This window comes from Fructilactobacillus sp. X2R5C3 (assembly GCF_059901325.1).
In genome coordinates this window covers 505,413-529,793 of record NZ_JBWXUY010000001.1, presented here as the reverse complement: position 1 = coordinate 529,793, position 24,381 = coordinate 505,413, and the positions used below count along the sequence as shown (strand labels likewise).

The following is a 24,381-nucleotide window of genomic DNA, read 5'->3' as shown; positions in this document are numbered from 1 at the left end:
GATCGATTCTACTTCACTCCACTTCGTTTTTGCGTAATTTCGTTAACAACTTCATCCGCTGTTAACGGAATCTTTTTTAATCTGATGCCTCGATTAATTAAATCATAGTATATCTGAACAGAATCAGGAAGCGCTAATGAATTTTGATCGATTAACTTGTAATTGCTGAATAATTCCCTAGGAGTTGAATCAGAACACACTTTTCCATCATTCATAACCACAACACGGGTAGCATTTTGTGCCACCACATCCATATCGTGAGTAACCATGATGATGGTTACTCCATTTTTGTTTAGTTGCTTGATAATCTTTAATATCTCAGTCTTGCCACTAGGATCCAATCCCACCGTTGGTTCATCTAAAATGAGAACGGTTGGATCACATGCAATCGTTCCAGCAATTGCGACCCGACGCATTTGACCGCCAGACAACTCAAAGGGTGAACGAGAATATAGTTCTTTACTAATGCCAACAATTGAAAGCGCCTGAATGGCTCTCTTTTTTGCAACTGCTTCATTTTCGCCAAAATTAAGTGGACCAAAAGATACATCTTTTAGAACATTATCTTCAAACAGTTGTTTTTCCGGAAACTGGAAAATCATCCCGACTTTTTTTCTGAGCTCACTTAGGTTATGGTTGTTAGTTTCACTGTTAATTTTGATTTTGCCAACGGTAACACTCCCCGAAGTCGGTTTCAATAATCCGTTAATCATCTGAACTAACGTTGACTTTCCGCTACCAGTTTTTCCAACAACACCCAAAAATTCACCCTTATTAATCTTTAAACTGACATTACTTAAAGCCTGTCTTTCTGATGGCAGACCGGGTTGATAGACAAAATCAACGTTACTTAAAATAATGTGCTTATCCATTGGCTCATCCCCTCATCATCCATGTACTTGTCAGTAATGTCATATCCTGCATCAAGGAATTTCTGCCTTAACTTCTCACTAAAGGGAAGATCTAGATCCATATCAGCAATTAATTGATGCTTCTGAAAGAAAGCACTTGGTTTTCCGTCAAATACAATTTTATTATTATTAAGTGCTAATATCCGATCGGATTTAGCCGTCACATTGATATCATGCGTAATGGAGAGAATTGTCATATTTTGTTTTTGATTTAATTTGTTGACAACTTGATGAATTTGTCTAGTAGCTAAAGGATCTAGCATACTTGTCGCTTCATCTAGAATTAAAATTTTAGGATCAAGCACAATTGCTCCTGCAATTGCGACCCGTTGCTTCTGTCCACCAGAAAGACTACTAGGAATCTCGTCTCGATATTCCCACATTCCTACCTTTTCTAACGCCGATTTAACTTTTGGCTTCATCGCTTCTCTTGGAACCGCCCGATTTTCAAGTCCAAACGCAACGTCACTTGCTACCGTGGCACCAACAAATTGATCATCTGGATTTTGAAAAACTAAGCCAATTGCTTTTCTTGTTTCGCGGTCATTACCATGAGAGTCCAACCTGATCCCATCTACCACAATTTCTCCCTCACTAGGAGTTAGAAGACCATCAACCAGTTTGGCAATGGTACTTTTACCACTCCCATTGCGACCGATTAATGAAATATATTCACCTCGTTCGCACTGAAAAGAGACATCATCTAATACCTTATGATCATCTTCATTATTATACCTAAAAGAAAGATTGGAAACATTAATGATTTGATTCATGGAATCAGCTCTCCTATTATTAAAATTATGTATAAAAAAATCACTAAAAGATTAAGGCGCATGGAGTTAACCACATTCAAGCTAGACTTGGAAAATCCATCATCGTAACACTTTATACCTTTAACCTTAGTGATTCCTATAGTGAAATATTTATTATTCTTAACAAATATCGAAATTATTCGACAAATTGCAAGATTACCATTGGTGCACCGTCACCACGACGAGGCATTGTTTTAAGAATACGTGTGTAACCACCGTTTCGGTCCGTATACTTTGGTGCTACTTCGTCAAATAACTTTTGTAATGCACTAGTTACTTTGATACTATCTCCGTCTTCTTTTACATCAGCAATGGTGTTTTGCAAGTAAGCTGCAGCTTGACGACGAGCATTCAAGTCACCCTTCTTGCCCAAGGTAACCATCTTGTCGGCTAATGATCTAACATCCTTAGCGCGAGCTTCTGTTGTTTTGATTTGACCGTTAACAATTAAGTCAGTAGTCAAATTACGAAGCAAAGCACGACGTTGAGCACTCGTACGTTGTAATTTGCGATAACTCATAACCGGATATCCTCCTTTTTAGTCTTCTTTACGTAAAGATAGTCCTAATGCTGCTAATTTTTCTTTAACTTCATCGAGTGACTTACGGCCAAGATTTCTAACCTTCATCATGTCAGCTTCAGACTTATCAGTTAATTCTTGAACAGTATTAATTCCAGCACGTTTCAAACAATTGTAAGAACGAACTGAAAGATCCAATTCTTCAATTGACATTTCAAGCATTTTTTCTTTATGGCTTTCTTCCTTCTCAACCATAACATTGGCATTCTTTGCTCTGTCAGTTAAATCAATAAATAATTGGAAATGTTGATTTAAGATCTTAGCTGCCAAACTAATTGCATCAGAAGGTGTAATTGAACCATTAGTCCAAACGTCTAACGTCAATTTGTCGTAATCATCACGTTGACCAACACGTGCATCTTCTACTTGATAATTAACACGTTCGATTGGGGTATAAATAGAATCAACTGGTAGAACACCAATTGGCATACCATCGTTTTTGGCTTTGTTTTCTTCAGCAGAAACGTAGCCGCGACCTTTGTTGGCAGTCATGTTCATGTGGAATGTAGTTCCGTCAGCAACCGTTGCAATGTGCAAATCCGGATTTAAAATTTCAACATCACTATCAGTTACGATATCACCTGCGGTTACATCGGCTGGTCCAGTTACATTAATACTCATTGACTTTGTTTCATTGTCATCTGAGTTAATTTTCAAATTAATCTTTTTAACGTTTAAGATAATTTGAGTAACATCTTCAACTACACCCTTTACAGTTGAAAATTCGTGTAGAACACCATCAATTTGGATGCTAGTAACCGCAGCTCCTGGTAATGAAGCCAACAAGACACGTCTAAGTGAATTGCCTAAAGTGGTACCATATCCTCTTTCGAGTGGTTCTACAACTATTTCACCATAGTTGTCTGTTTCTTCAATTTTGTGAATGTTTGGCTTTTCAAATTCAATCATTGTAGTCTCTACCCCTTTCAAAACGCATTGAGTAATTTAAAACTTTAACGTTCATTAAATATTAAACTCTACGACGTTTTGGAGGACGAGAACCATTGTGTGGAACTGGAGTTACATCACGAATTGCAGCAACTTCCAAACCAGTACTTTGTAAAGCACGAATAGCTGACTCACGACCAGATCCAGGACCCTTAACAGCAACTTCTACTGATTTCATTCCATGTTCCATTGCAGTCTTAGCAGCTGCTTCAGCAGCCATTTGAGCAGCAAATGGGGTAGACTTACGACTTCCACGGAATCCCAATGCACCAGCTGATGACCAAGCAATAGCATTCCCTTGAACATCGGTAATCATAACCAAAGTGTTATTAAAGGTTGAGTGAATGTGTGCTACACCAGACTCAACGTTTTTTCTTGCTTTACGCTTACGAGTATTTTTAGTTTTAGCCATAGAAACTGATAGCCTCCTTCTTTATTATTTTTTACCAGCGATTGTGGTTTTCTTACCTTTTCTTGTACGTGCGTTATTTTTCGTGTGTTGACCTCTAACAGGTAAACCGCGACGATGACGCATCCCACGATATGAACCGATTTCTTGAAGAGTCTTGATACTCATAGTAACTTCTCTACGTAAGTCACCTTCGATTGTGTAACCATCAAGAGCTTCTCTGATCTTATCTTCTTGATCAGGTGTTAAATCACGTACACGAACGTCTTCTGATACCCCAGCTTTTTTCAAAACTTGCTGAGCAGTTGTGTTTCCAACACCATAAATGTATGTTAACGCAATAACAATTCGCTTATCACGTGGTAAATCAACTCCGGCAATACGAGCCATTAAAGTCCACCTCCTATAATTTTAATTTATTTATTTTCCTTGTCTTTGCTTGTGCTTAGGGTTTACAGGGCAAACCACCATCACACGGCCTTTTCTCTTAATAATCTTACAATGTTCACACATTTTTTTTACTGATGGACGTACTTTCATTTTTTATAACCTCCTATATGAAGGGTTTACTTAAATCGATAAGTAATTCGACCCTTTGTTAAATCATACGGTGACATTTCAACGGTTACACGATCTCCTGGTAGGATCCGAATGTAATGCATTCTGATCTTGCCAGAAACGTGTGCCAAAATTTCATGACCATTTTCAAGCTCGACCTTAAACATTGCATTAGGTAAAGTCTCTGAAACCTTACCCTCAACTTCAATTACATTATTTTTAGACACGAATAATCCTCCAAAATTACTAAACTCGTAAGTATCACTTACAAATAGACATACAAACTATAATATACCACATCACTGACATTCCAGCAATCAAACGACAATTTACTAATTTAAATTGCTTAGAATTTTCTCAATGTCGTTACTAACGTCTGCAATATCTCGATCACCCTTAACTGAATGCAAAATGCCGCGATCCTTGTAAAAGTCAATTAAAGGAGCATTACTCTTTTCATTGATTTTCAGACGATTCTTGACAGTTTCAGGTTTATCATCACTTCTTTGATAGAAGACGTGAGCACCGCAAACATCACAAGTACCATCAACTATAGGTTTTTTATATAATTTATGATAAGTTGCGCCACAGTTTTTGCAGATGAAACGACCCGACAAACGTTTGATTAAAACACTTGGATCGACTTCAATATTAATAACTGCATTCAACTCTTTGCTCATTTTCCTAGTCATTTCCTCAAGGCTTTTAGCCTGATCAATGTTTCTAGGAAAACCATCTAACAAATAACCTTTGTCAGTATCAGGTTGTTTAAGACGATCCTCAACAATCCCACAGGTAACATCATTAGGAACTAATTCACCCTTATCGATGTATTGTTGAGCCTTAATTCCCATGGGAGTTTTGTTTTTCATTGCTGCCCTAAATATGTCTCCAGTTGAAATATGTGGAATCCCATATTTTTCAACAATGAATTCAGCTTGAGTACCTTTTCCAGCTCCTGGAAGACCCATTAGTAATAAATTCATTGACATTTAAATTCCTCCACTACTTGTTATCATCCGGAGTACTTTGAATAAATCCAACGTACTCTTTTCTCATCATTAATCCTCTAATTTGTTGAATGGTTTCAATAGCAACTCCAACGATAATCAAGAGGTTAGTACCACCTAGTCCAATTGATTCGTTTAAGTTCCAAACATTTTGTGCAATCAATGGGATTAGAGAAACAATACCCAAGAACAAAGCACCAACGGTACTAAGTCTCATCAACAATCGAGAAATATATAACTGAGTTTCACGACCAGGCCATACTCCCGGAATGTAGCTACCTTGTTTTTGTAAGTTTTCCGACAATTTCTGTGGATTAACTTGAACAAACGCATAGAAGAAAGTAAATACAACAATTAAGAAGGTGTAAAACGCAGCTCCAAGTGGGGTCTGCATGTTAAACAACTTACTTAAAAATTCATACCATCCGGATCCTTGAAAGTTTTTGGTGAAAAACATCAAAATCGTTTGAGGAGTGGAAATAAATGCACTTGCGAAAATAACTGGAATAACTCCAGCGACGTTAACCTTCAAGGGAAGGTAACTGCTGTCTGGTGAACCTGATGTTCTTCTAGTATATTGAATTGGAATTCTACGTTCAGCTTGTTGTACCCAAGTAACAAAGGTAACAATAATCAAAATTACAATAATCAAGGCAATAATGAAAAGAGCTGGCTTCCAAATTTCATTCATTGGTGTACCTTCAACGTATTGACGATAAACACTCATAATTCCACTTGGCATTTCAGCAACAATTCCAGCAAAGATGATCATTGAAACTCCCTGACCAATTCCTTTGTCAGTAATCATGTCGCCCATCCACGTAGTGAGCATTGTACCAGCAGTCAAAATTAAACCAATACTAATGTAAGTTCCCATTCCAGGGTTCTTAACTAAATGAAGACTACTCAAAGCATTAAATCCAGCAGTAATACCAATTGACTGGACAAATGCTAAAACAATCGTTAACCATCTTGTTACCTGATCCAGTTTTTGCCTTCCGACTTCACCTTGTTTCCCCCATTCAACGAATCGAGGAACGATATCCATCTGAAGTAACTGAACAACAATTTGTGCAGTAATGTATGGTGAAACTCCCATTGCAAATAATGAGTAATTAGTTAATCCACCACCACTAAACATATTCAATACATTAACTAAACCTGAGGATGCAACACTTTGCAAAGCTTCCGCATTGATTCCAGGCACAGTAATGTAAGCACCTAAACGGAAAACTGCCAATATAAAAAGGGTAAATAAAATCCTTTTTCTAATATCTTTTTCTTCAAAGGCATTCTTTAAGGTAGTGAACATTAAATCACCTCAGCTTTACCGCCGGCATCTTCAATTGCTTTTTCAGCACTCTTTGAGAATTTGTTAGCTTTAACAGTGAGCTTCTTAGTTAACTTGCCATCTGCAAGAACTTTAACGCCATCATTTGAGCCCTTAATCATTCCAGCTTGAATCAATACATCTGGAGTTACCTCTGAGCCATCATCAAAATTATCTAAATCAGCTAAGTTAACGATCGCTAAAACTTTTCTGTTGAAGTTGGTAAATCCACGTTTTGGAATTTGACGGTATAAAGGCATTTGCCCACCTTCAAAACCAACACGAGTTTTGCCACGAGCCTTTTGACCCTTCTGGCCACGACCTGAAGTCTTACCTTTACTACCAAGACCACGACCTAAACGAGTTCTTGATGAACGTGAACCGTTAGCAGCTTTTAATTCATTTAACTTCATTGAATTGCACCTCCCTATCTTTTAAAGAATATTAATCAACTTGTTCAACCTTAATTAAATGAGCAATCTTGAATAGAGCTCCACGAGTTGCTTCATTATCAGGTTTAATAACACTACTATTTACTCGTCCCAATCCAAGGGCCTTAACAATCTTACGTTGTTTAGGGAGACGGTGAGCAGCACTATGAACTAAAGTAATCTTTAATTGAGCCATCTTCTAACCCCTCCTTATTATTCGGTTAAGTGATCTGATGAGACACCACGTAATGATGAAATTTCTTCAGCATTCTTAAGTTCCTTAAGACCTTCAAAAGTTGCACGAATTACGTTTACTGGTGTATCAGAGCCTAAACGCTTACTAGTAACATCGTTTACACCAGCTAATTCCATAACTGATCGAACGGCACCACCGGCAGCAACTCCGGAACCTTCTTCAGCAGGCTTCAACATAATCTTTCCACCGCCGAAACGACCGATAACTTCGTGAGGGATAGTAGTTCCAACGATTGGAACTTCAATTAAGTTCTTTTGGGCACTATCAACGGCTTTTCTGATCGCTTCAGGAACTTCTTGAGCTTTACCAGTACCAAAGCCAACGTGGCCATTCTTGTCACCAACAACAACTAATGCAGCAAAACGTAGTCGACGACCACCCTTAACAACCTTAGTAATTCGGTTGATAGCAACAACGTTATCTTCTAAGTCCAGTTTGTCTGGATTAATAAACTTTGCCATGTGCGTTATATTCCTCCTTTTTTAAAATTCAAGTCCATTTTCACGTGCTGCATCTGCAAGGGCTTGTACACGTCCGTGATATAAGTATCCACCACGATCAAAAACAACATTCTTAACATTCTTTTCAACTGCACGCTTAGCAACTAAAGCACCAACGCTTGCGGCTTGTTCTGATTTGTTGTCTCCGGAAACTTCCTTGTCAACAGTTGAGGCACTAGCTAGCGTTACACCCTTTACGTCATCAATAACTTGAGCGTAAATGTTTTTATTAGAACGGAAAACGTTCAAACGTGGGCACTCAGCAGTACCAGAAATTTTACTTCTAACACGATTATGACGAACTTTACGTGTTTTATTCTTGTCTGGTTTGGAAATCAAAATAGTCACCTCTTATTTTTTATATTGTTAAATTACTTACCAGTCTTACCTTCCTTGAGGGTAATATGTTCATTTTCATATCTAATTCCTTTACCCTTGTAAGGTTCTGGTGAACGGTATGAACGAACTTCGGCAGCAAAATCACCAACATGTTGCTTGTTGATCCCACTAATGTTAATAGTAGTGTTATCTGGAACAGCTACGGTAAGATCTTCTGGGACTTGAACTTCAACTGGGTTTGAGTAACCAACGTTTAGAGTCAAAGTACTACCCTTTAATTGTGCACGATATCCAACTCCAACTAATTTAAGTGTCTTGTGGAATCCATTTGTAACACCTTCAACCATGTTATTGAAATTAGCACGTGTTGTACCATGTAAGGCACGTTCTTTATTGTCATACTTACCAGTTGGAGTGAAGTTCACTTCGTTACCTTTAACTTGCATTTTAATTTCTGGTGAAATTGTAGCATTTAAAGTACCCTTTGGTCCCTTAACAGTTACGTTAGTACCTCTATGATTTACTTCAACACCGTCTGGAAGATCAACAGTTTTATAACCAATTCTACTCATATTAACACCTCCAATTCTTTTTTAATTTTTACCAAACGTATGCTAATACTTCGCCACCGACTTTTTTGTCTCTAGCTTCTTTATCAGTAATAACACCATCTGAAGTTGAAATGATAGCAATTCCTAAACCGTTTAAAACTTTAGGAACATCATCTGATTTAACATATGAACGTAATCCTGGCTTTGAAATTCGCTTCAAACCAGTGATTACACGTTGATTATCTTTTCCATACTTAAGGTATACACGGATAACACCTTGTTTATCGTCATCGATGTATTCCACATCGCGTACAAAGCCTTCACGCTTCAAAATTTCGGCAATGTTTCTTTTGATTTTTGATGCAGGAACGTCAACTGAATCGTGTCTAGCCATATTGGCATTACGAATTCGAGTTAAAAAGTCTGCAATTGGATCTGTCATGGACATAAACGTGAAACCTCCTTTTCAGTTTTATAATTTTACCAACTAGCTTTTTTCATGCCAGGAATTTGACCCTTATGGGCAAGTTGTCTTAAACAAATTCGGCATAAGTGAAACTTTTGGTAAACCGCACGAGGTCGACCACAACGTTCACAACGAGTGTAATTCTGTGTTGAGAACTTAGCTGGACGTTCACTTTTTTTAATTAATGATTTTTTAGCCAATATTAAACCTCCTATTTAGCGAATGGCATTCCGAATTGAGCTAACAATTCATGTGATTCTTCATCCGTATTAGCGGTTGTTACAAGTACGATATCTAAACCTCTAACACGGTTAACATCATCGTAATTAATTTCTGGGAAAATTAGTTGTTCTTTGATACCCAATGTGTAATTTCCACGACCATCAAATGATTTGTTGCTTACACCGTGGAAATCTCGAACACGTGGCAATGAAACATTAACTAACTTATCCAAGAAGTCATACATTCTTTCTCCTCTTAAAGTAACTTTGGCACCAATTGGCATTCCTTCTCTAAGACGGAAACCAGCAATTGATTTTTTGGCCTTAGTTACAATAGGCTTTTGTCCAGAAATTAGACTTAATTCATGAACCGCCTCATCAAGGTTTTTAGAATTTGTTACAGCATCACCAACACCCATGTTTAAAACGATTTTATCAAGTTTTGGTGCTTCCATAACTGATGAGTAATCAAATTTCTTAACGAGCGTTGGGAGAATATCTTCTTTGTATCTTTCTTCTAAGCGAGCTGCCATGCGATTAATTTCCTCCTTTCAATTCCAATCCTAATCGATTGGTTTTTGTGATTTTTTTGAAATACGAACTTTTTTACCATCTTTAACCACGAAGCTTACTTTTGTAGGTTCGTTAGTAGATGGATCAATTAACATTACATTTGAAGCATCAATTGGAGCATCAACGTCAGCAATTCCACCTTGGGGATTGTCTTGTGAAGCTTTTTGATGTTTCTTGATCTTGTTGATTCCGTCAACAACTACACGGTTCTTAGCAGCAATGGTTTTAACGACTTTGCCGTCTTTACCCTTGTCTTTACCACTAATAACACGAACTTTGTCACCAGTTTTCAAGAACATAATCCTGGCACCTCCTTGTTTTCCAATAGTATTAAAGTACTTCAGGCGCTAATGAAACGATCTTCATAAAATTATTACTACGTAATTCACGAGCTACCGGACCGAAAATACGGGTACCTTTAGGACTCTTATCATCGTTAATCAAAACAGCGGCATTTTCATCAAAACGAATGTATGAACCGTCAGTTCTATGTGCAGCAGATTTAGTTCTAACTACAACAGCCTTAACGACGTCTCCCTTTTTGACAACGCCACCTGGTGTTGCTTGTTTAACAGTAGCAACAATCACATCACCGATACCTGCATATCTAACTCTTGAACCACCTAGGACTTTGATAGTCAAAAGTTCACGTGCTCCAGAGTTGTCAGCAACCTTTAAACGACTCTCTTGTTGGATCATGGTTAGTGTCCTCCCTTCAACTTAAAATCAGAATACGATAGATAAAAAAGCTAGATAATAACTGCCTTTTCAACAACGTCTACTAGACGGAAGCGCTTAGTCTTAGACAATGGACGAGTTTCCATGATGTCAACAATATCGTTAACTTTTGCTTCGTTATTTTCATCTTGAACTTTATATTTCTTAGAATATTTAATACGTTTCCCGTAAGTTGGATGAGTCTTGTAAGTTTCAACGACAACAGTAATGGTTTTGTCCATCTTATCTGAAACCACACGACCTCTGTAACTTTTACGTTCGTTACGTTCTTCGCTCATAAAGTATTAACCTTCCTTTCTATCGTATTCTATTTCTTCAGTTCTTGTTGTCTAAGTGCTGTCTTGATTCTAGCGATTGTCTTTCTGACAGTCTTCAATCTAGCAGTATTTTCCAATTGACCAGTGGCTAATTGAAAACGAAGATTAAACAATTCTTTCTTGTAATCTTGTTCCTTAGCCCGCATTTCATCAGTGGTTAATTCATTAATTTCTTTAGCCTTCATTTGATTCGCCACCTACTTCCTCACGTTTAATAACTCGGGTTCTAACAGGTAACTTCATTGAAGCTAAACGTAAAGCTTCTTCAGCAGTTTCTTTGGAAACACCACCAACTTCGAAAAGAACCTTTCCGCGCTTGACAGTTGAAACCCAACCAGCTGGGGTACCTTTACCTTTACCCATTCGAACACCGATACCTTTTTCAGTATATGATTTTTGAGGGAAAATTTTGATCCAAACTTTTCCACCACGTTTCATATAACGAGTCATGGCAACACGGCAAGCTTCGATTTGTCGGTTACTGATCCAATGTGAATCAAGTGCTTGCAAACCATAATCACCAAAAGTAACAGTGTTTCCACCCTTTGAGTGACCACGCAACTTACCTCTGTGCTGTCTTCTGAACTTAACACGTTTAGGTACTAGCATGCTTATTTCCCTCCTTTTTCAGTTTTTTCCTCCGGTTTATCGGGCAAAACTTCACCACGGTTGATCCAAGTCTTAACACCGATTTTACCGTAAGTAGTATCTGCTTCATTCCATGAATAGTCAATATCAGCTCTAAGTGTATGAAGTGGAACACTTCCGTCTGAATATCTTTCAATTCGTGTCATATCAGCACCATTTAAACGACCTGAAGATTGAACTTTAACACCCTTAGCTCCAGAACGCATAACTCTTTGCATTGCCTGACGCATTGCACGACGGAATGCTACCCGACCTTCAAGCTGACTTGCAACGTTTTCACCAACAAGATCAGCTTCTAAATCAGGTTTTTTAACTTCAACAATATTGACATGAACCCGACGTCCCGTCAATTTGTTTAATTCTTTACGAAGACTTTCAACTTCTGCTCCACCTTTACCGATAACCATTCCTGGCTTGGCAGTATGGATAGAAACATTAACACGTTTTGCAGCACGCTCAATGTCAATACTTGATACAGAAGCATCAGCGAGTCTCTTTGCTAGATAGTTACGAATTTTTAAATCTTCGTTTAAGTATGAAGCGAATTTATCGTCGTTAGCATACCATTTAGCTTGCCAACCACGGTTAACGCCAATTCGTAAACCATTTGGATTAATTTTTTGACCCACGTTTATCCCTCCTACTTTTCTGACACTACAATTGTAATGTGACTAGTTCTTTTGTTGATTGGTGAAGCAGAACCCTTAGCACGGGGACGGAAACGTTTTAAAGTTGGTCCTTCGTTAACATATGCTTCACTAACAACTAGATCTTGACGATCTAAATCAAAATTATTTTCTGCATTTGCTACAGCTGACATCAAAACCTTTTCTACAACTGGTGAAGCACCTCTAGGGGTGAATTTCAAAATTGCAGTAGCTTCTGATACGCTTTTACCTCTAATAAGATCTACAACAAGGCGAACCTTACGAGCGGCGATACGAACAGTCTTTGCAGTAGCTTTTGCTGATGTAACTTGTTGTTCAGCCATTGGTTATCCTCCTTGCTTAAACTGTCTTTTTATCTGCGTCGCCATTTCCATGTCCATGGAAAGTACGAGTAGGTACGAATTCTCCGAGCTTGTGGCCCACCATGTCTTCTTGAATATAAACTGGGACATGTTTTCTACCATTGTAAACAGCAATGGTGTATCCAATGAAACTTGGGAAAATGGTTGAACGACGTGACCATGTTTTAATTACCGATTTTTTATCTTGATCTTTTTGTGCATCGATCTTTTTTAATAATGATTGATCGGCAAAAGGTCCCTTTTTTAAACTTCGACTCATTATGAAACCTCCTCTGCGATTACTCAATAAATAAATAATTCAGACTACATCTTTGAACCTTTACGGTGTCTAACAATAAACTTGTTTGAACGTGCTTTCTTTGATCTAGTCTTCTTACCAGTTGTCTTCTTATGCCATGGAGACAATGGACTTGGGTAACCAACTGGAGCCTTACCTTCACCACCACCATGTGGGTGATCGTTAGGGTTCATAACAGATCCACGTACGTGAGGTCTTTGACCACGGTAACGAGTTCTACCAGCTTTACCCCATACAACTAATCCATGTTCATCATTACCAACACTACCAATAGTAGCTCGGCAAACTGAAAGTACCATTCTAACTTCACCAGATGGTAATTTAACTAATGCATACTTTCCTTCGTTACCAAGTAACTGTGCTGAAGCTCCAGCAGAACGAACAAGTTGTCCACCCTTGCCAGGTTTCAATTCAATGTTAAAGATGGTTGAACCGACAGGAATATCAGCTAATTGAAGGGTGTTACCAGCCTTAATATCAGCATCCTTACCAGATTCAACAACGTCTCCGACTTTTAATCCTTTAGGTGCAATGATGTATGATTTAATTCCGTCTTCATAAACGATTAAAGCAATATTTGCAGTTCTATTTGGATCATATTCGATGGTTTTAACGGTTGCAGGAACACCATCATGATCACGTTTGAAATCGATAAGACGGTATCGATGCTTGTTTCCGCCACCACGATGTCTAACAGTCATCTTACCTTGACTATTACGACCACCGCTGTGAGCATTTGACTCAACTAAACTTTTTTCTGGCACGTTAGTAGTAATTTCACTATAGTCAATACTAGTCATATTACGACGGCCATTAGTAGTTGGTTTGTACTTTTTTAGAGCCACGTTATTTCCCTCCTATTCAAAGATTATTCTTCTGAGAAAATTTTAATTTCGTCAGAATCGTTGGACAAAGTAACAATAGCCTTACGACGTTTCTTAGTACGTCCAACATATTGACCTTGTCGCTTTTTCTTACCTTTTACATTCATAATATTAACTTTAACAACTTTAACGTTAAAAATCTCTTCAACAGCATTTTTAACTTGAGTCTTAGTTGCTCGTACATCAACATCAAAAGTATATTTTTTGTCGTCCATTACATCGGTTGAAGCTTCAGTAACTACCGGACGTAAAATGATATCTCGTGCTTCCATTATGCGAGCACCTCCTCTACTTGAGAAAGAGCAGCCTTTGTAATAACAACCTTGTTGTTGTTTAATACATCAAGTGTGTTAACACCTTTAGCATTAATAACTTGCACATTTTCGATGTTTCTTGCAGAACGTGCAGCATTTTCATTGTTATCTTCCAAAACTACTAATGTCTTAGTTGCAGCATCAAGTTTCTTCAAAAGATCTGATAAATCTTTAGTTTTTGGAGCCTTGTAGTCTAATGAATCTACTACTACTAAATCACCATTAGCAACTTTTTCAGAAAGAACTGACTTAACAGCTAATCTAGTAACCTTCTTTGGAAGGTGATATGCATATGAACGAGTAGTTGGTCCGAAAACAACTCCACCGCCAACCCATTGTGGGGCACGGATGGAACCTTGACGAGCACGACCAGTACCCTTTTGACGCCATGGCTTCTTACCACCACCACGCACTTTACCTCTAGATTTAACACCATTAGTACCTTGGCGTTGTGATGCTCTTTGCATTACGACAGTATCGTAAACAACGTTTTCATTTGGTTCAACGGCAAAAACAGCATCGTTTAAATCAACTGTTCCTTGTTTACTACCATCTTGTTTGTATAATGTTACGCTTGCCATCTACGGTTCCTCCTTTCTTATTTTCTTGATTCGATAACAGAAGTCTTAACTGTTACTAATGATTTGTTTGCACCAGGGACGTTACCTTTGATCAATAATACGTTGTTATCAACATCAGCATTAACGATTTCAAGATCTTGAATGGTAACACGGTTGTTACCCATTCGTCCTGGCAATTTCATCCCTTTAACAACTCGGTTAATGATGACACCTAATGAACCGGGACGACGGTGATATCTTGATCCGTGGGTTTCAGGACCACGACGTTGTCCATTTTTGTGGATGTTACCTTGGTAACCATGACCTTTAGTAGTACCCGTTACATCAACGACGTCACCTGGTTTAAATACGTCAGCTTTAACTTCGTCTCCAACTTTGTAATCTCCCAAGTCAACATCTCTGATTTCACGAATGAAGCGCTTAGGAGTAGTTTTTGCTTTTTTAACATGACCTTGTTCAGGTTTATTGCTTAATACTGGACGTTTGTCATCGAATCCAAGTTGAATCGCATCGTAACCATCCGACTTGCTGTTCTTAACCTGCAAGACAACATTAGGAGTTACATCAACAACCGTAACTGGAACGAGTTCCCCGTTATCAGTAAAAACTTGGGTCATTCCGACCTTTTTACCTAAGATTCCTTTTTTAGCCATGAGTACACCTCCGATATTCTGTAATTATTATAGTTTGATCTCGATGTCAACACCGCTTGGCAAGTCTAATTTCATTAATGAATCAACAGTTTTAGGTGTTGGATTCAAAATATCAATCAAACGCTTGTGAGTTAACATTTCAAATTGTTCTTGAGCTTTACTGTACTTAAATGGTGATGCCAATACGGTATATAGAGTTCTGTCCGTTGGTAATGGAATTGGACCAGAAATAGTAGCACCAGTACGTTGTGCGGTTGCCACAATCTTGTCAGCAGCTTGATCTAAAATACGGTGTTCATAAGCTTTCAAACGAATACGAATCTTCTCTTTTGCCATGTTTTTCCCTCCTTCGTCTATTTTCAAAATAAGACTAGCTCCGTGGAAATTACCGGCACATCCTCGCATGGCAAAGCGGCCGGGTGTGTCGCAACCTCCCACATCAAAGCTAAATGTTGTACTAATTTTGGACAGTCTATCCCCCCCAAAACCGAGTACTTAACTATCATACCCGATATTCTCTTATTTTTCAAGGCTTCTCATCACATTAAGTATAAAAAAAGTTCCAGAAACTTTTTCAATTTCTAGAACTTTTACAAAAAATTACTTTTCTTCTTTACTATTTCCACCATTTTTCTTAATGATGTCTTCTTGGATGCTCTTAGGAACAGCACTGTAATGATCAAAACTCATAACAAATGTTCCACGTCCCTGAGAAGCAGAACGTAAATCGGTAGCATAACCAAACATTTCTGATAGTGGAACCATTGCATGAATGTTTTGTGCCTTGTCTTGAGCTTCCATACCTTCAACGTTTCCACGTCGTGCGGTAACTTGTCCCATGACGTCACCCATGTATTCTTCTGGAACACGAATATCAACTTTCATGATTGGTTCAAGAATAACTGGATCAGCCTTCTTAGCAGCTTCCCTCAAAGCAATGGAAGCAGCGATCTTAAAGGCAGCTTCACTTGAATCGACTTCATGATAACTACCATCATATAATTTAGCTTTCAAATCAATCAATGGATATCCGGCTAATACACCATTTTCCATGGCTTCTTTTAGACCTTGTTCAACTGAAGGAATGAATTCTCTTGGAACAACTCCACCAACGATGGCGTCTTCAAATTCGAATCCTTTTCCTTCGTCATTTGGTGTAAATTCAATCCAAACATCACCATATTGACCTTTACCACCAGACTGACGAATAAACTTACCTTCGGCCTTAACTGGTTTAGTAAATGCTTCACGGTAGGCAACTTGGGGAGCACCAATGTTAGCTTCAACATTAAATTCACGTCTCATCCGTTCAATCAAAATGTTTAACTGAAGTTCACCCATTCCGGCAATCAAAGTTTGGCCAGTTTCTGGATTAGTTTCAGCTCTAAAAGTTGGATCTTCTTCAGATAACTTTTGCAAAGCATCATTCATCTTATCCTGATCAGCCTTAGTCTTAGGTTCAACGGCAACTTGGATAACTGGTTCTGGGAATTCCATTGATTCAAGACGTAATGGATGGTCTGGATCGGTTAAAGAATCACCAGTAGTGGTATTCTTCAAACCAATTGCAGCTGCAATATCACCTGAGAATACTTCTGGGATTTCTTGACGATTATTGGAGTGCATTTGTAGTAAACGACCAACACGTTCACGTTTGCCATTCGTAGCATTCAAAACGTATGAACCAGCCTTTAAGGTACCACGATAGACACGGATATAAGTTAAACGACCAACGTATGGATCGGTAGCAATCTTAAATGCTAATGAAGCAAATGGTTCCTTATCGTTAGCACGGATGTCAACTTGTTTGTCGTCATCATCTGGGTCAGTAGCAGTGTAAGGACGAACATCAAGTGGTGATGGTAAGTAGTCAACCACTCCATCCATCAACATCTGAACACCCTTGTTCTTGAAAGCTGAACCAGCAAAGACTGGGTAGAAATCAAGATTCAAAGTGGCACGACGAATTCCAGCTTTAAGATCTTCTTGTGAAATTTCTTTACCATCAAGGAACTTCTCCATTACGGCGTCATCAACGTCTGCAACGGCTTCAATCAAAGCATCATGACGTTTTTGAGCTTCCTCTTGCATGTCAGCTGGAATCTCATCAACATCCCATTCTGAACCTTCTTTATCTTCATCATAAACATAGGCTTGCATGGTAATTAAATCAATCACACCAGCAAAGTCAGCTTCAGCACCAATTGGCATTTGAACGGCCTGGGCGTTAGCACCTAAACGGTCATGCAAACTTTTAACTGACATATCAAAGTCAGCACCAACTTTATCCATCTTGTTAATGAAGACAATTCGTGGAACAGCAAAGTCTGATGACTGACGCCATACGGTTTCAGTCTGTGGTTCAACACCGGCTTGACCATCCAAAACAACAATACCACCATCTAACACACGTAATGAACGTTCAACTTCGGCAGTAAAATCAACGTGTCCTGGGGTATCAATGATGTTAACACGGTAACCCTTCCATTCAGCAGTGGTAGCAGCTGAGGTAATAGTAATTCCACGTTCCTTTTCTTCTTCCATCCAGTCCATTTGTGAATCCCCTTCATGGGTTTCACCAATTTTGTGGATACGACCGGTATAGTACAAGATACGTTCAGTAGTAGTAGTTTTACCGGCATCAATATGGGCAACAATACCAATATTACGAGTTTTGTCTAACGGAAATTCTCGCTTGTTAGCCATTATTTAACTCCTCTCAATCATTCACAATTTCATTATTTTAAAAAAGTGGCTAAATCGCTTTAGCCACCCACTTACAGTTAAAAACTAAAAGCTGATTACCAACGATAATGCGCAAAGGCACGGTTAGCTTCGGCCATTTTGTGAGTATCCTCACGCTTCTTAACTGCTGCACCGGTGTTATTTGAAGCATCGATGATTTCTTTTGCAAGACGTTCAGTCATGGTGTGTTCACCACGAAGTCTTGCATAGTTAACAATCCAACGTAAGCCTAAAGTAGTTCTTCGATCAGGACGAACTTCAATCGGAACTTGGTAGTTAGATCCACCAACACGACGGGCCTTAACTTCAAGAACTGGCATAACATTTTTCATTGCTTCTTCAAATACATCAACTGGATCGTTACCAGTTTGTTCCTTGATCATATCAAAGGCACCATATAAAATTTCTGATGCAGTCCCTCTTTTACCATCTAACATCAAATGGTTAATTAATTTAGAAACCAATTTTGAGTTGTAGATTGGATCAGGAAGGATTTCTCTTTTTTGCACTTTTCCTTTTCTAGGCATGTAAAAGTCCTCCTCAATAATAACTTAATTAGTTGTCTATTCCTTAGGTTTCTTAGTACCGTATTTAGAACGACCTTGGCGACGATCACTTACACCCGCAGTATCTAATGCACCACGAACAACATGATATCTAACACCAGGCAAATCCTTAACACGTCCACCACGAATTAAAACAACACTATGTTCTTGCAAGTTATGTCCAATTCCGGGAATGTATGCAGTAACTTCAATCAAGTTAGAAAGTCTAACACGAGCATACTTACGTAAAGCTGAGTTAGGCTTTTTAGGAGTCATAGTACCAACACGAGTTGCAACTCCACGTTTCTGAGGTGCAGGGTTCTGTGTGTTTTTCTTTTTGTAACTGTTATATCCGAAGCCTAAAGCTGGGGATTTTGATTTAGAAGTTCTAGATTTACGACCTTTACGAACCAATTGGTTAATTGTAGGCATCTAAAAAGTCCTCCCTTTCCTAATATAATATATTTTTTAAGTCCACACATCCAGGCGGTTCTTTTTTGAAGTTAAAAAAATCGCTTAGTTGTTTATAAGCACAATAAGTAGAATACCACGTAGAAAATGACGTGTCAACAAGACTTCAATTAATTTCCGTACTTTTTGGTGGAGGTTTTGTTGATGATCATTTATTGGTTTATTGTAGGTAGCATCATTGGATCTTTTATAAACGTTATGGTTGATCGAACCATTACGCACGAAAACTTTGTCTTCGGTCATTCTAAGTGTAGTAACTGTGGCAAGTTTCTAAAATGGTACGAACTCATTCCAATCGTGAGTTACATGATTCAATTCGGAAGGTGTCGGACATGTTCAACTCGATTACCACTTTATTTACTGTATTTTGAAGTAACCGGAGCCACCGCTTTTACTATATTTCCACCTGTTTGTTTAGATAACCTCGAAAATTTATCGCTACTTTTACTCATGCAGGTTATGGCAACTTTTGATTTATTAACTTACCATTTCCCTATGGCATATTCACTGATTGCAGTAATGATAGCTCTTATAATTTCTAATCCTCTAACAAAGACAACTGGAATTTATATTATTGGATATTTAATATTGATAATAATAAATCATTACTTCCATTTCATTGGCAACGGGGATTTGGATCTCTTCTTGATCCTTTTAATTGCATACGGAATTACGGTTACCAATCTAGTCGTTTTAACCGGGTCAATCATAGCGATCATTTATGCCATCTTATTTAAAAAACGTGCGATTGCTTTTATTCCATTCATTTACATTGCCACTCTAATTATATTAATTTGGTTTGCTTAAAGTTAAAAATTAAATTATGATTAACGTAATAAGTGAAGCTCTAATATATAGTCGTAATGGGTCGACAGTCTCTACTTGGAACCATAATTCCAAACTATTAGGAAAAAAGACCCTAAACTTCTATATTAGGGTCTTTTTAAATGGGAGAGTAATCATGAAAGAATTAGAAGAAGCAATCAAGGAGAAAGGACAGGTTCTTCCTGGAAATATCTTAAAGGTCAATTCGTTTTTAAATCATCAAATTGATCCCAATCTGATGTACTCCGTTGGTAAAGAATTTGTCAAACGTTTCTCAAACGATAACATTACTAAGGTAATCACGGTTGAATCATCTGGAATTGCCCCAGCCGTTATGACTGGCCTAGTATTAGGTGTTCCCGTGGTTTTTGCTCGAAAGAAAAAGCCATCAACTTTAAACGATGCAGCCTATTCAGCTGATGTATACTCATACACCAAGCAAAAAACTAATCGCATCTTTATTGAGAAAAAGTTTCTCTCACCTGAAGATAATGTCTTAATCATTGATGATTTCTTAGCAAACGGCGAAGCCACAAAAGGGATGATTAAGATCGTTGAAGCTGCTCAAGCCAACTTAGTTGGAGTGGGCATCGTGATTGAAAAATCATTTCAACCGGGCGCTAAGTGGATCAAGGATCATGGAATCCACTTAGAGTCGCTTGCTCGTATTTCATCCCTTGATAATAACGAGGTAAGCTTTAAAAAAGATTGATTAATATGTATCAAAAAGGGAGCTCATCGTACGATGAGCTCCCTTTTAGCTTAATAACTAGTTTTTACTTGAATCTTTTTGTTGCATTTCTTTTTCGACATCACTTAATGAAGTAACACCCTTGGTATCAGTCTTACCCTCTTCTTCTGGTTCAATGTTTTCATATTTCCCAACACCAGTACCAGCAGGTAACAACTTACCAATGATAACATTTTCCTTCAAACCAACTAATGGATCAACTTTACCACGAATTGCGGCATCAGTAAGAACACGAGTGGTTTCCTGGAATGATGCAGCTGACAAGAAACTATTAGTTTCAAGCGCAGCCTTGGTAATTCCAAGTAATACGGGACGAGCCGTTGCAGGTGTTTTACCACTAATCACAGCATCCTTATTACGATCCTTGAAATCATCAATATCCATCAAAGTACCAGGGAGAATGTCAGTGTCACCTGGATCCATGACACGAACCTTACGTAACATCTGTCTTACCATGATCTCAGCGTGCTTATCGTTAACTTCAACACCCTGTCTTCTATAAACTTCTTGAACCGCAGTTAACAAGTAAGTCTCAGTTGACAAAACGTCTCGAACTTTAAGCAATTCCTTTGGATCAATTGAACCTTCATTTAAAGCATCACCACGACGAACCTGATCGCCTTCTGAAACCTTCATTCGGGCCTTAATTGGAACCTTATATTTACGAGTATCGGACTTCCCTTTAATGGTAACTTCCTTGATACCTTCAGCAGGATCTTCTTCAATTAATTCAACCGTACCAGTAACTTCACTGATGATTGCCTTACCTTTAGGGTTACGTGCTTCCATAATTTCCTGAACACGAGGAAGTCCCTGGGTAATATCTGAACTACTTGCAACACCACCGGTATGGAAAGTACGAAGAGTTAACTGAGTACCTGGTTCACCAATTGATTGGGCCGCAATGGTACCAACAGCTTCACCAACCTCAACTTCGTCACCAGTAGCAAGGTTTCGACCATAACACTTCTCACAAACACCATGAGCAGTATTACATGTGAAGGCGGAACGAATTTCAACTGAATCAATTCCAGCGTCCACAATTTCTTGAGCAACGTCTTCATCGATCATTTCATTCTTTTTAACAATCACTTTACCAGTCTTAGGGTTCTTAACGGTCTTCATTGCGTTACGACCAAGGATTCGGTCATACAATGGTTCGATCATTTCGTCCCCTTCGGTAATGGCACGAACAACAAGACCACGGTCAGTTCCACAGTCTTCTTCTCTAACAATGACATCTTGGGCAACATCAACAAGTCGACGAGTCAAGTAACCAGAGTTAGCAGTCTTAAGTGCCGTATCGGTCATACCCTTACGAGCACCGTGGGTTGAAATGAACATTTCCAAGACTGAAAGTCCTTCTTTAAAGTTAGAGGTAATTGGAAGTTCCATGATTTCACCATTAGGTGAAGCCATCAAACCACGCATCCCAGCTAACTGAGTAAAGTTCGAAATGTTACCACGAGCACCAGAGTCACTCATCATAAAGATTGGGTTCTGGGGATCGAAGTTTTTCATTAATTTGTTTTGAATTTCGTCTTTGGCATCATTCCAAACACTAACAACTCGTTCATAACGTTCTTGGTTAGTAATTAAACCACGACGGAATTGTTTAGTGATGGTATCAACTTTCTTATGGGCGTTAGCAACAATTTCTGGCTTTTCCTTTAAATCAGTAATGTCAGAGATACCAACCGTCAAACCAGATTTAGTTGATTTATCATTACCTAAATCTTTGATTCGATCAAGAAGTTCTGAAGTTTCAGTAACTTGGTATTGACTGTAAACTTCAGCAATGATGTCACTTAAAAATCCCTTCTTAAACGGTTTAACCAATTCAGCGTTCTTCAAGTGTTCATGAATGTCTTCACCAGGCTTCAAGAAATACTTGTCAGGAACGTATCCGTGCAAGTTAGTTGAAGTTGGTTCGTTCAAATAGGTAAATTTCTTTGGAAGAATCCCATTGAAAATAACCTTTCCAACCGTCGTTACTAAAATCTTATCTTTTTGATCGTCAGTAAACGGTTTGTCTGGGAAGGCGCTCGCTGGAATACCAATTCTGGTATGCCAATGAACCTTTCCATCACGGTAAGCTAATTCAACTTCATCAGGATCGTTGAATACCATTCCTTCACCTTCAGCCCCTGCTTCTTCAAGGGTTAAATAGTAGTTACCAATAACCATATCCTGTGAAGGAGTAACAACTGGTTTACCATCTTTAGGAGCCAAAATGTGTCCAGCAGCAGCCATCAATAATCTTGATTCAGCTTGAGCCTCATCAGATAGTGGAACGTGAATGGCCATTTGGTCACCATCAAAGTCAGCATTATACGCAGCACAAACTAATGGATGCAAACGCATTGATTTCCCACTAACCAAAACTGGTTCAAAAGCCTGAATTCCAAGTCGATGCAAAGTAGGAGCACGGTTCAAAAGAACTGGATGTTCCTTAATGACATCAGGGAGAACTTCAAAGACAGCGTCGTCTTGACGTTCGATCTGACGTTTAGCGTTTTTAATGTTAGAAGCTAGACCACGTTTAACTAGCGCATGCATAATGAAGGGTTTAAATAATTCCAATGCCATTGATACTGGAAGCCCCATCTGACTTAGTTTTAAATTAGGACCAACGTCAATAACTGAACGACCAGAATAATCAACACGCTTACCTAACAAGTTCTGTCTGAATCGACCTTGTTTACCCTTTAATAGGTGAGAAAGTGATTTAAGGGGACGGTTACCAGGTCCTGCAACAGGACGACCACGACGACCATTATCAATCAAAGCGTCGACAGCTTCCTGGAGCATTCTCTTTTCGTTTTGAACAATAATGCCAGGGGCGTTCAGGTCTAACAATCGTTTTAATCGGTTATTTCGGTTAATAACCCGACGATATAAATCATTTAAATCAGAAGTAGCAAAACGACCACCTTCAAGTTGAACCATTGGTCGTAAGTCAGGCGGCATAACTGGAATCGCATCCATTACCATCCATGACAACTGATTGCCAGAAGTAGCAAAGGCCTCAAGAATATCTAGACGACGAACGGCACGAGTTCGCTTTTGTCCCGTTGCTTTCTTAAGCGTATCTTTTAACTCTTTGACTTCTTTATCGATGTCAACGTCGTTTAATAAAGTTCTGATGGCTTCCGCACCAATTTCAGCGTGGAAACGATTGCCGTATTCACGCTTTTTGTCACGGTATTCTTGTTCTGAAAGCAACTGCTTCTTCTCCATTGGTGTGTTACCTGGATCGGTAACAACGTATGAAGCAAAGTAGATGATTTCTTCAAGAGCCCGTGGACTCATGTCAAGAACTAGTCCCATTCGACTAGGGATTCCCTTGAAATACCAAATGTGGGTTACAGGAGCTGCTAATTCGATGTGTCCCATTCGTTCACGTCTAACTTTTGAACGAGTGACTTCAACACCACAGCGATCACAAACGATGCCCTTATATCTGACACCCTTGTATTTTCCACAGGCACATTTCCAGTCCTTAGTTGGACCAAAAATTCTTTCATCAAACAATCCATCCTTTTCAGGCTTTAAAGTTCGATAGTTAATCGTTTCTGGTTTTTTAACTTCTCCATATGACCAACTACGAATGGTCTCAGGTGAAGCTAAACCAATTTGCATACTTTTGAATTTATTAACATCAACCATTGGCGTACCCTCCTTTA

The 24,381-nt window shown here is 38.6% G+C and carries 37 protein-coding genes and 1 riboswitch; of the genes, 2 read left to right on the top strand and 35 right to left on the bottom strand.

Features of this window, described 5'->3' with window-relative positions; genetic code table 11:
• Window positions 1-8: 8 nt before the first annotated feature.
• The 34 genes from AC6UDE_RS02670 to rpsL all read right to left on the bottom strand — a co-directional run bounded on the left by AC6UDE_RS02670 (window position 9) and on the right by rpsL (window position 19,080).
• Window positions 9-872 carry an energy-coupling factor transporter ATPase gene (locus tag AC6UDE_RS02670; RefSeq protein ID WP_500693563.1) on the bottom strand — a complete coding sequence of 288 codons (864 nt, stop codon included), beginning with the start codon at window positions 870-872 and terminating at the stop codon, window positions 9-11.
• On the bottom strand, window positions 851-1,684 hold the full coding sequence (locus AC6UDE_RS02665; RefSeq protein WP_500696536.1) for an energy-coupling factor transporter ATPase: 834 nt from the start codon (window positions 1,682-1,684) through the stop codon (window positions 851-853). Before AC6UDE_RS02665 ends, AC6UDE_RS02670 begins: the two co-directional genes overlap by 22 nt.
• Window positions 1,685-1,859: 175 nt before the next feature.
• Entirely contained in the window at window positions 1,860-2,243 is a 384-nt protein-coding gene (gene rplQ, locus AC6UDE_RS02660) for a 50S ribosomal protein L17 (RefSeq protein ID WP_500693561.1), read from the bottom strand.
• Window positions 2,244-2,261: 18 nt separating this feature from the next.
• A complete protein-coding gene (locus AC6UDE_RS02655; protein WP_500693560.1) occupies window positions 2,262-3,212 on the bottom strand; it encodes a DNA-directed RNA polymerase subunit alpha in 951 nt (316 codons plus the stop codon).
• Window positions 3,213-3,273: 61 nt separating this feature from the next.
• Entirely contained in the window at window positions 3,274-3,663 is a 390-nt protein-coding gene (rpsK, locus tag AC6UDE_RS02650; RefSeq protein WP_010022745.1) for a 30S ribosomal protein S11, read from the bottom strand.
• A 24-nt stretch (window positions 3,664-3,687) separates the two neighbouring features.
• Entirely contained in the window at window positions 3,688-4,050 is a 363-nt protein-coding gene (rpsM, locus tag AC6UDE_RS02645; protein ID WP_500693559.1) for a 30S ribosomal protein S13, read from the bottom strand.
• A 30-nt stretch (window positions 4,051-4,080) separates the two neighbouring features.
• Window positions 4,081-4,200, bottom strand: a complete 120-nt coding sequence (gene rpmJ, locus AC6UDE_RS02640; RefSeq protein ID WP_010022743.1) for a 50S ribosomal protein L36 — start codon at window positions 4,198-4,200, stop codon at window positions 4,081-4,083.
• Window positions 4,201-4,226: 26 nt separating this feature from the next.
• The gene (gene infA / locus AC6UDE_RS02635) at window positions 4,227-4,445 is read right to left on the bottom strand and encodes a translation initiation factor IF-1 (RefSeq protein WP_010022742.1); all 219 of its coding nucleotides are present in this window, start codon (window positions 4,443-4,445) and stop codon (window positions 4,227-4,229) included.
• Between the two features lie 105 nt (window positions 4,446-4,550).
• Window positions 4,551-5,210, bottom strand: a complete 660-nt coding sequence (locus AC6UDE_RS02630; protein WP_500693558.1) for an adenylate kinase — start codon at window positions 5,208-5,210, stop codon at window positions 4,551-4,553.
• A 13-nt stretch (window positions 5,211-5,223) separates the two neighbouring features.
• On the bottom strand, window positions 5,224-6,540 hold the full coding sequence (gene secY / locus AC6UDE_RS02625; RefSeq protein WP_500693557.1) for a preprotein translocase subunit SecY: 1,317 nt from the start codon (window positions 6,538-6,540) through the stop codon (window positions 5,224-5,226).
• Window positions 6,540-6,971: a 50S ribosomal protein L15 gene (gene rplO, locus AC6UDE_RS02620; protein ID WP_500693556.1), complete on the bottom strand. Its 432-nt coding sequence runs from the start codon at window positions 6,969-6,971 to the stop codon at window positions 6,540-6,542. The genes secY and rplO overlap by 1 nt, the downstream gene beginning before the upstream one ends.
• A gap of 31 nt (window positions 6,972-7,002) precedes the next feature.
• Complete coding sequence (gene rpmD, locus AC6UDE_RS02615; protein ID WP_500693555.1) at window positions 7,003-7,185, bottom strand: 50S ribosomal protein L30; 183 nt, start codon at window positions 7,183-7,185, stop codon at window positions 7,003-7,005.
• A 17-nt stretch (window positions 7,186-7,202) separates the two neighbouring features.
• On the bottom strand, window positions 7,203-7,706 hold the full coding sequence (rpsE, locus tag AC6UDE_RS02610; protein WP_500693554.1) for a 30S ribosomal protein S5: 504 nt from the start codon (window positions 7,704-7,706) through the stop codon (window positions 7,203-7,205).
• 21 nt (window positions 7,707-7,727) lie between these two features.
• On the bottom strand, window positions 7,728-8,084 hold the full coding sequence (gene rplR / locus AC6UDE_RS02605; protein ID WP_500693553.1) for a 50S ribosomal protein L18: 357 nt from the start codon (window positions 8,082-8,084) through the stop codon (window positions 7,728-7,730).
• Between the two features lie 32 nt (window positions 8,085-8,116).
• Window positions 8,117-8,656, bottom strand: a complete 540-nt coding sequence (rplF, locus tag AC6UDE_RS02600) for a 50S ribosomal protein L6 (RefSeq protein ID WP_500693552.1) — start codon at window positions 8,654-8,656, stop codon at window positions 8,117-8,119.
• A 28-nt stretch (window positions 8,657-8,684) separates the two neighbouring features.
• Window positions 8,685-9,083, bottom strand: coding sequence for a 30S ribosomal protein S8 (gene rpsH, locus AC6UDE_RS02595; RefSeq protein WP_010022729.1), 399 nt, complete (start codon window positions 9,081-9,083; stop codon window positions 8,685-8,687).
• Between the two features lie 32 nt (window positions 9,084-9,115).
• Complete coding sequence (locus AC6UDE_RS02590; RefSeq protein ID WP_010022727.1) at window positions 9,116-9,301, bottom strand: type Z 30S ribosomal protein S14; 186 nt, start codon at window positions 9,299-9,301, stop codon at window positions 9,116-9,118.
• 11 nt (window positions 9,302-9,312) lie between these two features.
• Window positions 9,313-9,855 carry a 50S ribosomal protein L5 gene (gene rplE / locus AC6UDE_RS02585; protein ID WP_500693551.1) on the bottom strand — a complete coding sequence of 181 codons (543 nt, stop codon included), beginning with the start codon at window positions 9,853-9,855 and terminating at the stop codon, window positions 9,313-9,315.
• A gap of 30 nt (window positions 9,856-9,885) precedes the next feature.
• Entirely contained in the window at window positions 9,886-10,194 is a 309-nt protein-coding gene (gene rplX / locus AC6UDE_RS02580; protein WP_500696535.1) for a 50S ribosomal protein L24, read from the bottom strand.
• A 31-nt stretch (window positions 10,195-10,225) separates the two neighbouring features.
• Window positions 10,226-10,594, bottom strand: a complete 369-nt coding sequence (rplN, locus tag AC6UDE_RS02575) for a 50S ribosomal protein L14 (RefSeq protein WP_039144780.1) — start codon at window positions 10,592-10,594, stop codon at window positions 10,226-10,228.
• 50 nt (window positions 10,595-10,644) lie between these two features.
• Window positions 10,645-10,911, bottom strand: a complete 267-nt coding sequence (gene rpsQ, locus AC6UDE_RS02570) for a 30S ribosomal protein S17 (RefSeq protein ID WP_039144781.1) — start codon at window positions 10,909-10,911, stop codon at window positions 10,645-10,647.
• Between the two features lie 29 nt (window positions 10,912-10,940).
• Window positions 10,941-11,135, bottom strand: coding sequence for a 50S ribosomal protein L29 (rpmC, locus tag AC6UDE_RS02565; protein WP_010022719.1), 195 nt, complete (start codon window positions 11,133-11,135; stop codon window positions 10,941-10,943).
• Window positions 11,125-11,559: a 50S ribosomal protein L16 gene (gene rplP / locus AC6UDE_RS02560; RefSeq protein WP_500693549.1), complete on the bottom strand. Its 435-nt coding sequence runs from the start codon at window positions 11,557-11,559 to the stop codon at window positions 11,125-11,127. The genes rpmC and rplP overlap by 11 nt, the downstream gene beginning before the upstream one ends.
• 2 nt (window positions 11,560-11,561) lie before the next feature.
• Window positions 11,562-12,227, bottom strand: a complete 666-nt coding sequence (gene rpsC, locus AC6UDE_RS02555) for a 30S ribosomal protein S3 (protein ID WP_500696534.1) — start codon at window positions 12,225-12,227, stop codon at window positions 11,562-11,564.
• Window positions 12,228-12,238: 11 nt separating this feature from the next.
• Entirely contained in the window at window positions 12,239-12,589 is a 351-nt protein-coding gene (gene rplV / locus AC6UDE_RS02550; RefSeq protein ID WP_010022715.1) for a 50S ribosomal protein L22, read from the bottom strand.
• A gap of 16 nt (window positions 12,590-12,605) precedes the next feature.
• Entirely contained in the window at window positions 12,606-12,887 is a 282-nt protein-coding gene (gene rpsS / locus AC6UDE_RS02545) for a 30S ribosomal protein S19 (protein ID WP_010022714.1), read from the bottom strand.
• A gap of 44 nt (window positions 12,888-12,931) precedes the next feature.
• Window positions 12,932-13,771 carry a 50S ribosomal protein L2 gene (rplB, locus tag AC6UDE_RS02540; protein WP_500693547.1) on the bottom strand — a complete coding sequence of 280 codons (840 nt, stop codon included), beginning with the start codon at window positions 13,769-13,771 and terminating at the stop codon, window positions 12,932-12,934.
• Between the two features lie 23 nt (window positions 13,772-13,794).
• Window positions 13,795-14,082 (bottom strand): 50S ribosomal protein L23, encoded by a 288-nt coding sequence (rplW, locus tag AC6UDE_RS02535; RefSeq protein ID WP_500693546.1) that lies wholly within the window; start codon window positions 14,080-14,082, stop codon window positions 13,795-13,797.
• A complete protein-coding gene (rplD, locus tag AC6UDE_RS02530; RefSeq protein ID WP_500696533.1) occupies window positions 14,082-14,705 on the bottom strand; it encodes a 50S ribosomal protein L4 in 624 nt (207 codons plus the stop codon). Before rplD ends, rplW begins: the two co-directional genes overlap by 1 nt.
• Window positions 14,706-14,722: 17 nt before the next feature.
• The gene (rplC, locus tag AC6UDE_RS02525; protein WP_500696532.1) at window positions 14,723-15,358 is read right to left on the bottom strand and encodes a 50S ribosomal protein L3; all 636 of its coding nucleotides are present in this window, start codon (window positions 15,356-15,358) and stop codon (window positions 14,723-14,725) included.
• Between the two features lie 27 nt (window positions 15,359-15,385).
• Entirely contained in the window at window positions 15,386-15,694 is a 309-nt protein-coding gene (rpsJ, locus tag AC6UDE_RS02520) for a 30S ribosomal protein S10 (protein WP_500693543.1), read from the bottom strand.
• Between the two features lie 264 nt (window positions 15,695-15,958).
• On the bottom strand, window positions 15,959-18,064 hold the full coding sequence (gene fusA, locus AC6UDE_RS02515; protein WP_500693542.1) for an elongation factor G: 2,106 nt from the start codon (window positions 18,062-18,064) through the stop codon (window positions 15,959-15,961).
• 95 nt (window positions 18,065-18,159) lie between these two features.
• Window positions 18,160-18,630: a 30S ribosomal protein S7 gene (rpsG, locus tag AC6UDE_RS02510; protein ID WP_500693541.1), complete on the bottom strand. Its 471-nt coding sequence runs from the start codon at window positions 18,628-18,630 to the stop codon at window positions 18,160-18,162.
• Window positions 18,631-18,666: 36 nt separating this feature from the next.
• The gene (gene rpsL, locus AC6UDE_RS02505) at window positions 18,667-19,080 is read right to left on the bottom strand and encodes a 30S ribosomal protein S12 (RefSeq protein ID WP_010022704.1); all 414 of its coding nucleotides are present in this window, start codon (window positions 19,078-19,080) and stop codon (window positions 18,667-18,669) included.
• A 183-nt stretch (window positions 19,081-19,263) separates the two neighbouring features.
• On the opposite strand from rpsL, the gene AC6UDE_RS02500 reads away from it, so the two are divergent.
• Together AC6UDE_RS02500 and AC6UDE_RS02495 are read left to right on the top strand one after the other, a co-directional pair.
• On the top strand, window positions 19,264-19,926 hold the full coding sequence (locus AC6UDE_RS02500) for a prepilin peptidase (RefSeq protein ID WP_500696531.1): 663 nt from the start codon (window positions 19,264-19,266) through the stop codon (window positions 19,924-19,926).
• 21 nt (window positions 19,927-19,947) lie between these two features.
• Window positions 19,948-20,043, top strand: a riboswitch (purine riboswitch).
• Between the two features lie 37 nt (window positions 20,044-20,080).
• A complete protein-coding gene (locus AC6UDE_RS02495; RefSeq protein ID WP_500696530.1) occupies window positions 20,081-20,656 on the top strand; it encodes a xanthine phosphoribosyltransferase in 576 nt (191 codons plus the stop codon).
• Window positions 20,657-20,713: 57 nt separating this feature from the next.
• On the opposite strand, the gene rpoC is transcribed toward AC6UDE_RS02495, so the two are convergent.
• Entirely contained in the window at window positions 20,714-24,364 is a 3,651-nt protein-coding gene (rpoC, locus tag AC6UDE_RS02490) for a DNA-directed RNA polymerase subunit beta' (RefSeq protein ID WP_500693538.1), read from the bottom strand.
• Window positions 24,365-24,381 lie beyond the last annotated feature (17 nt).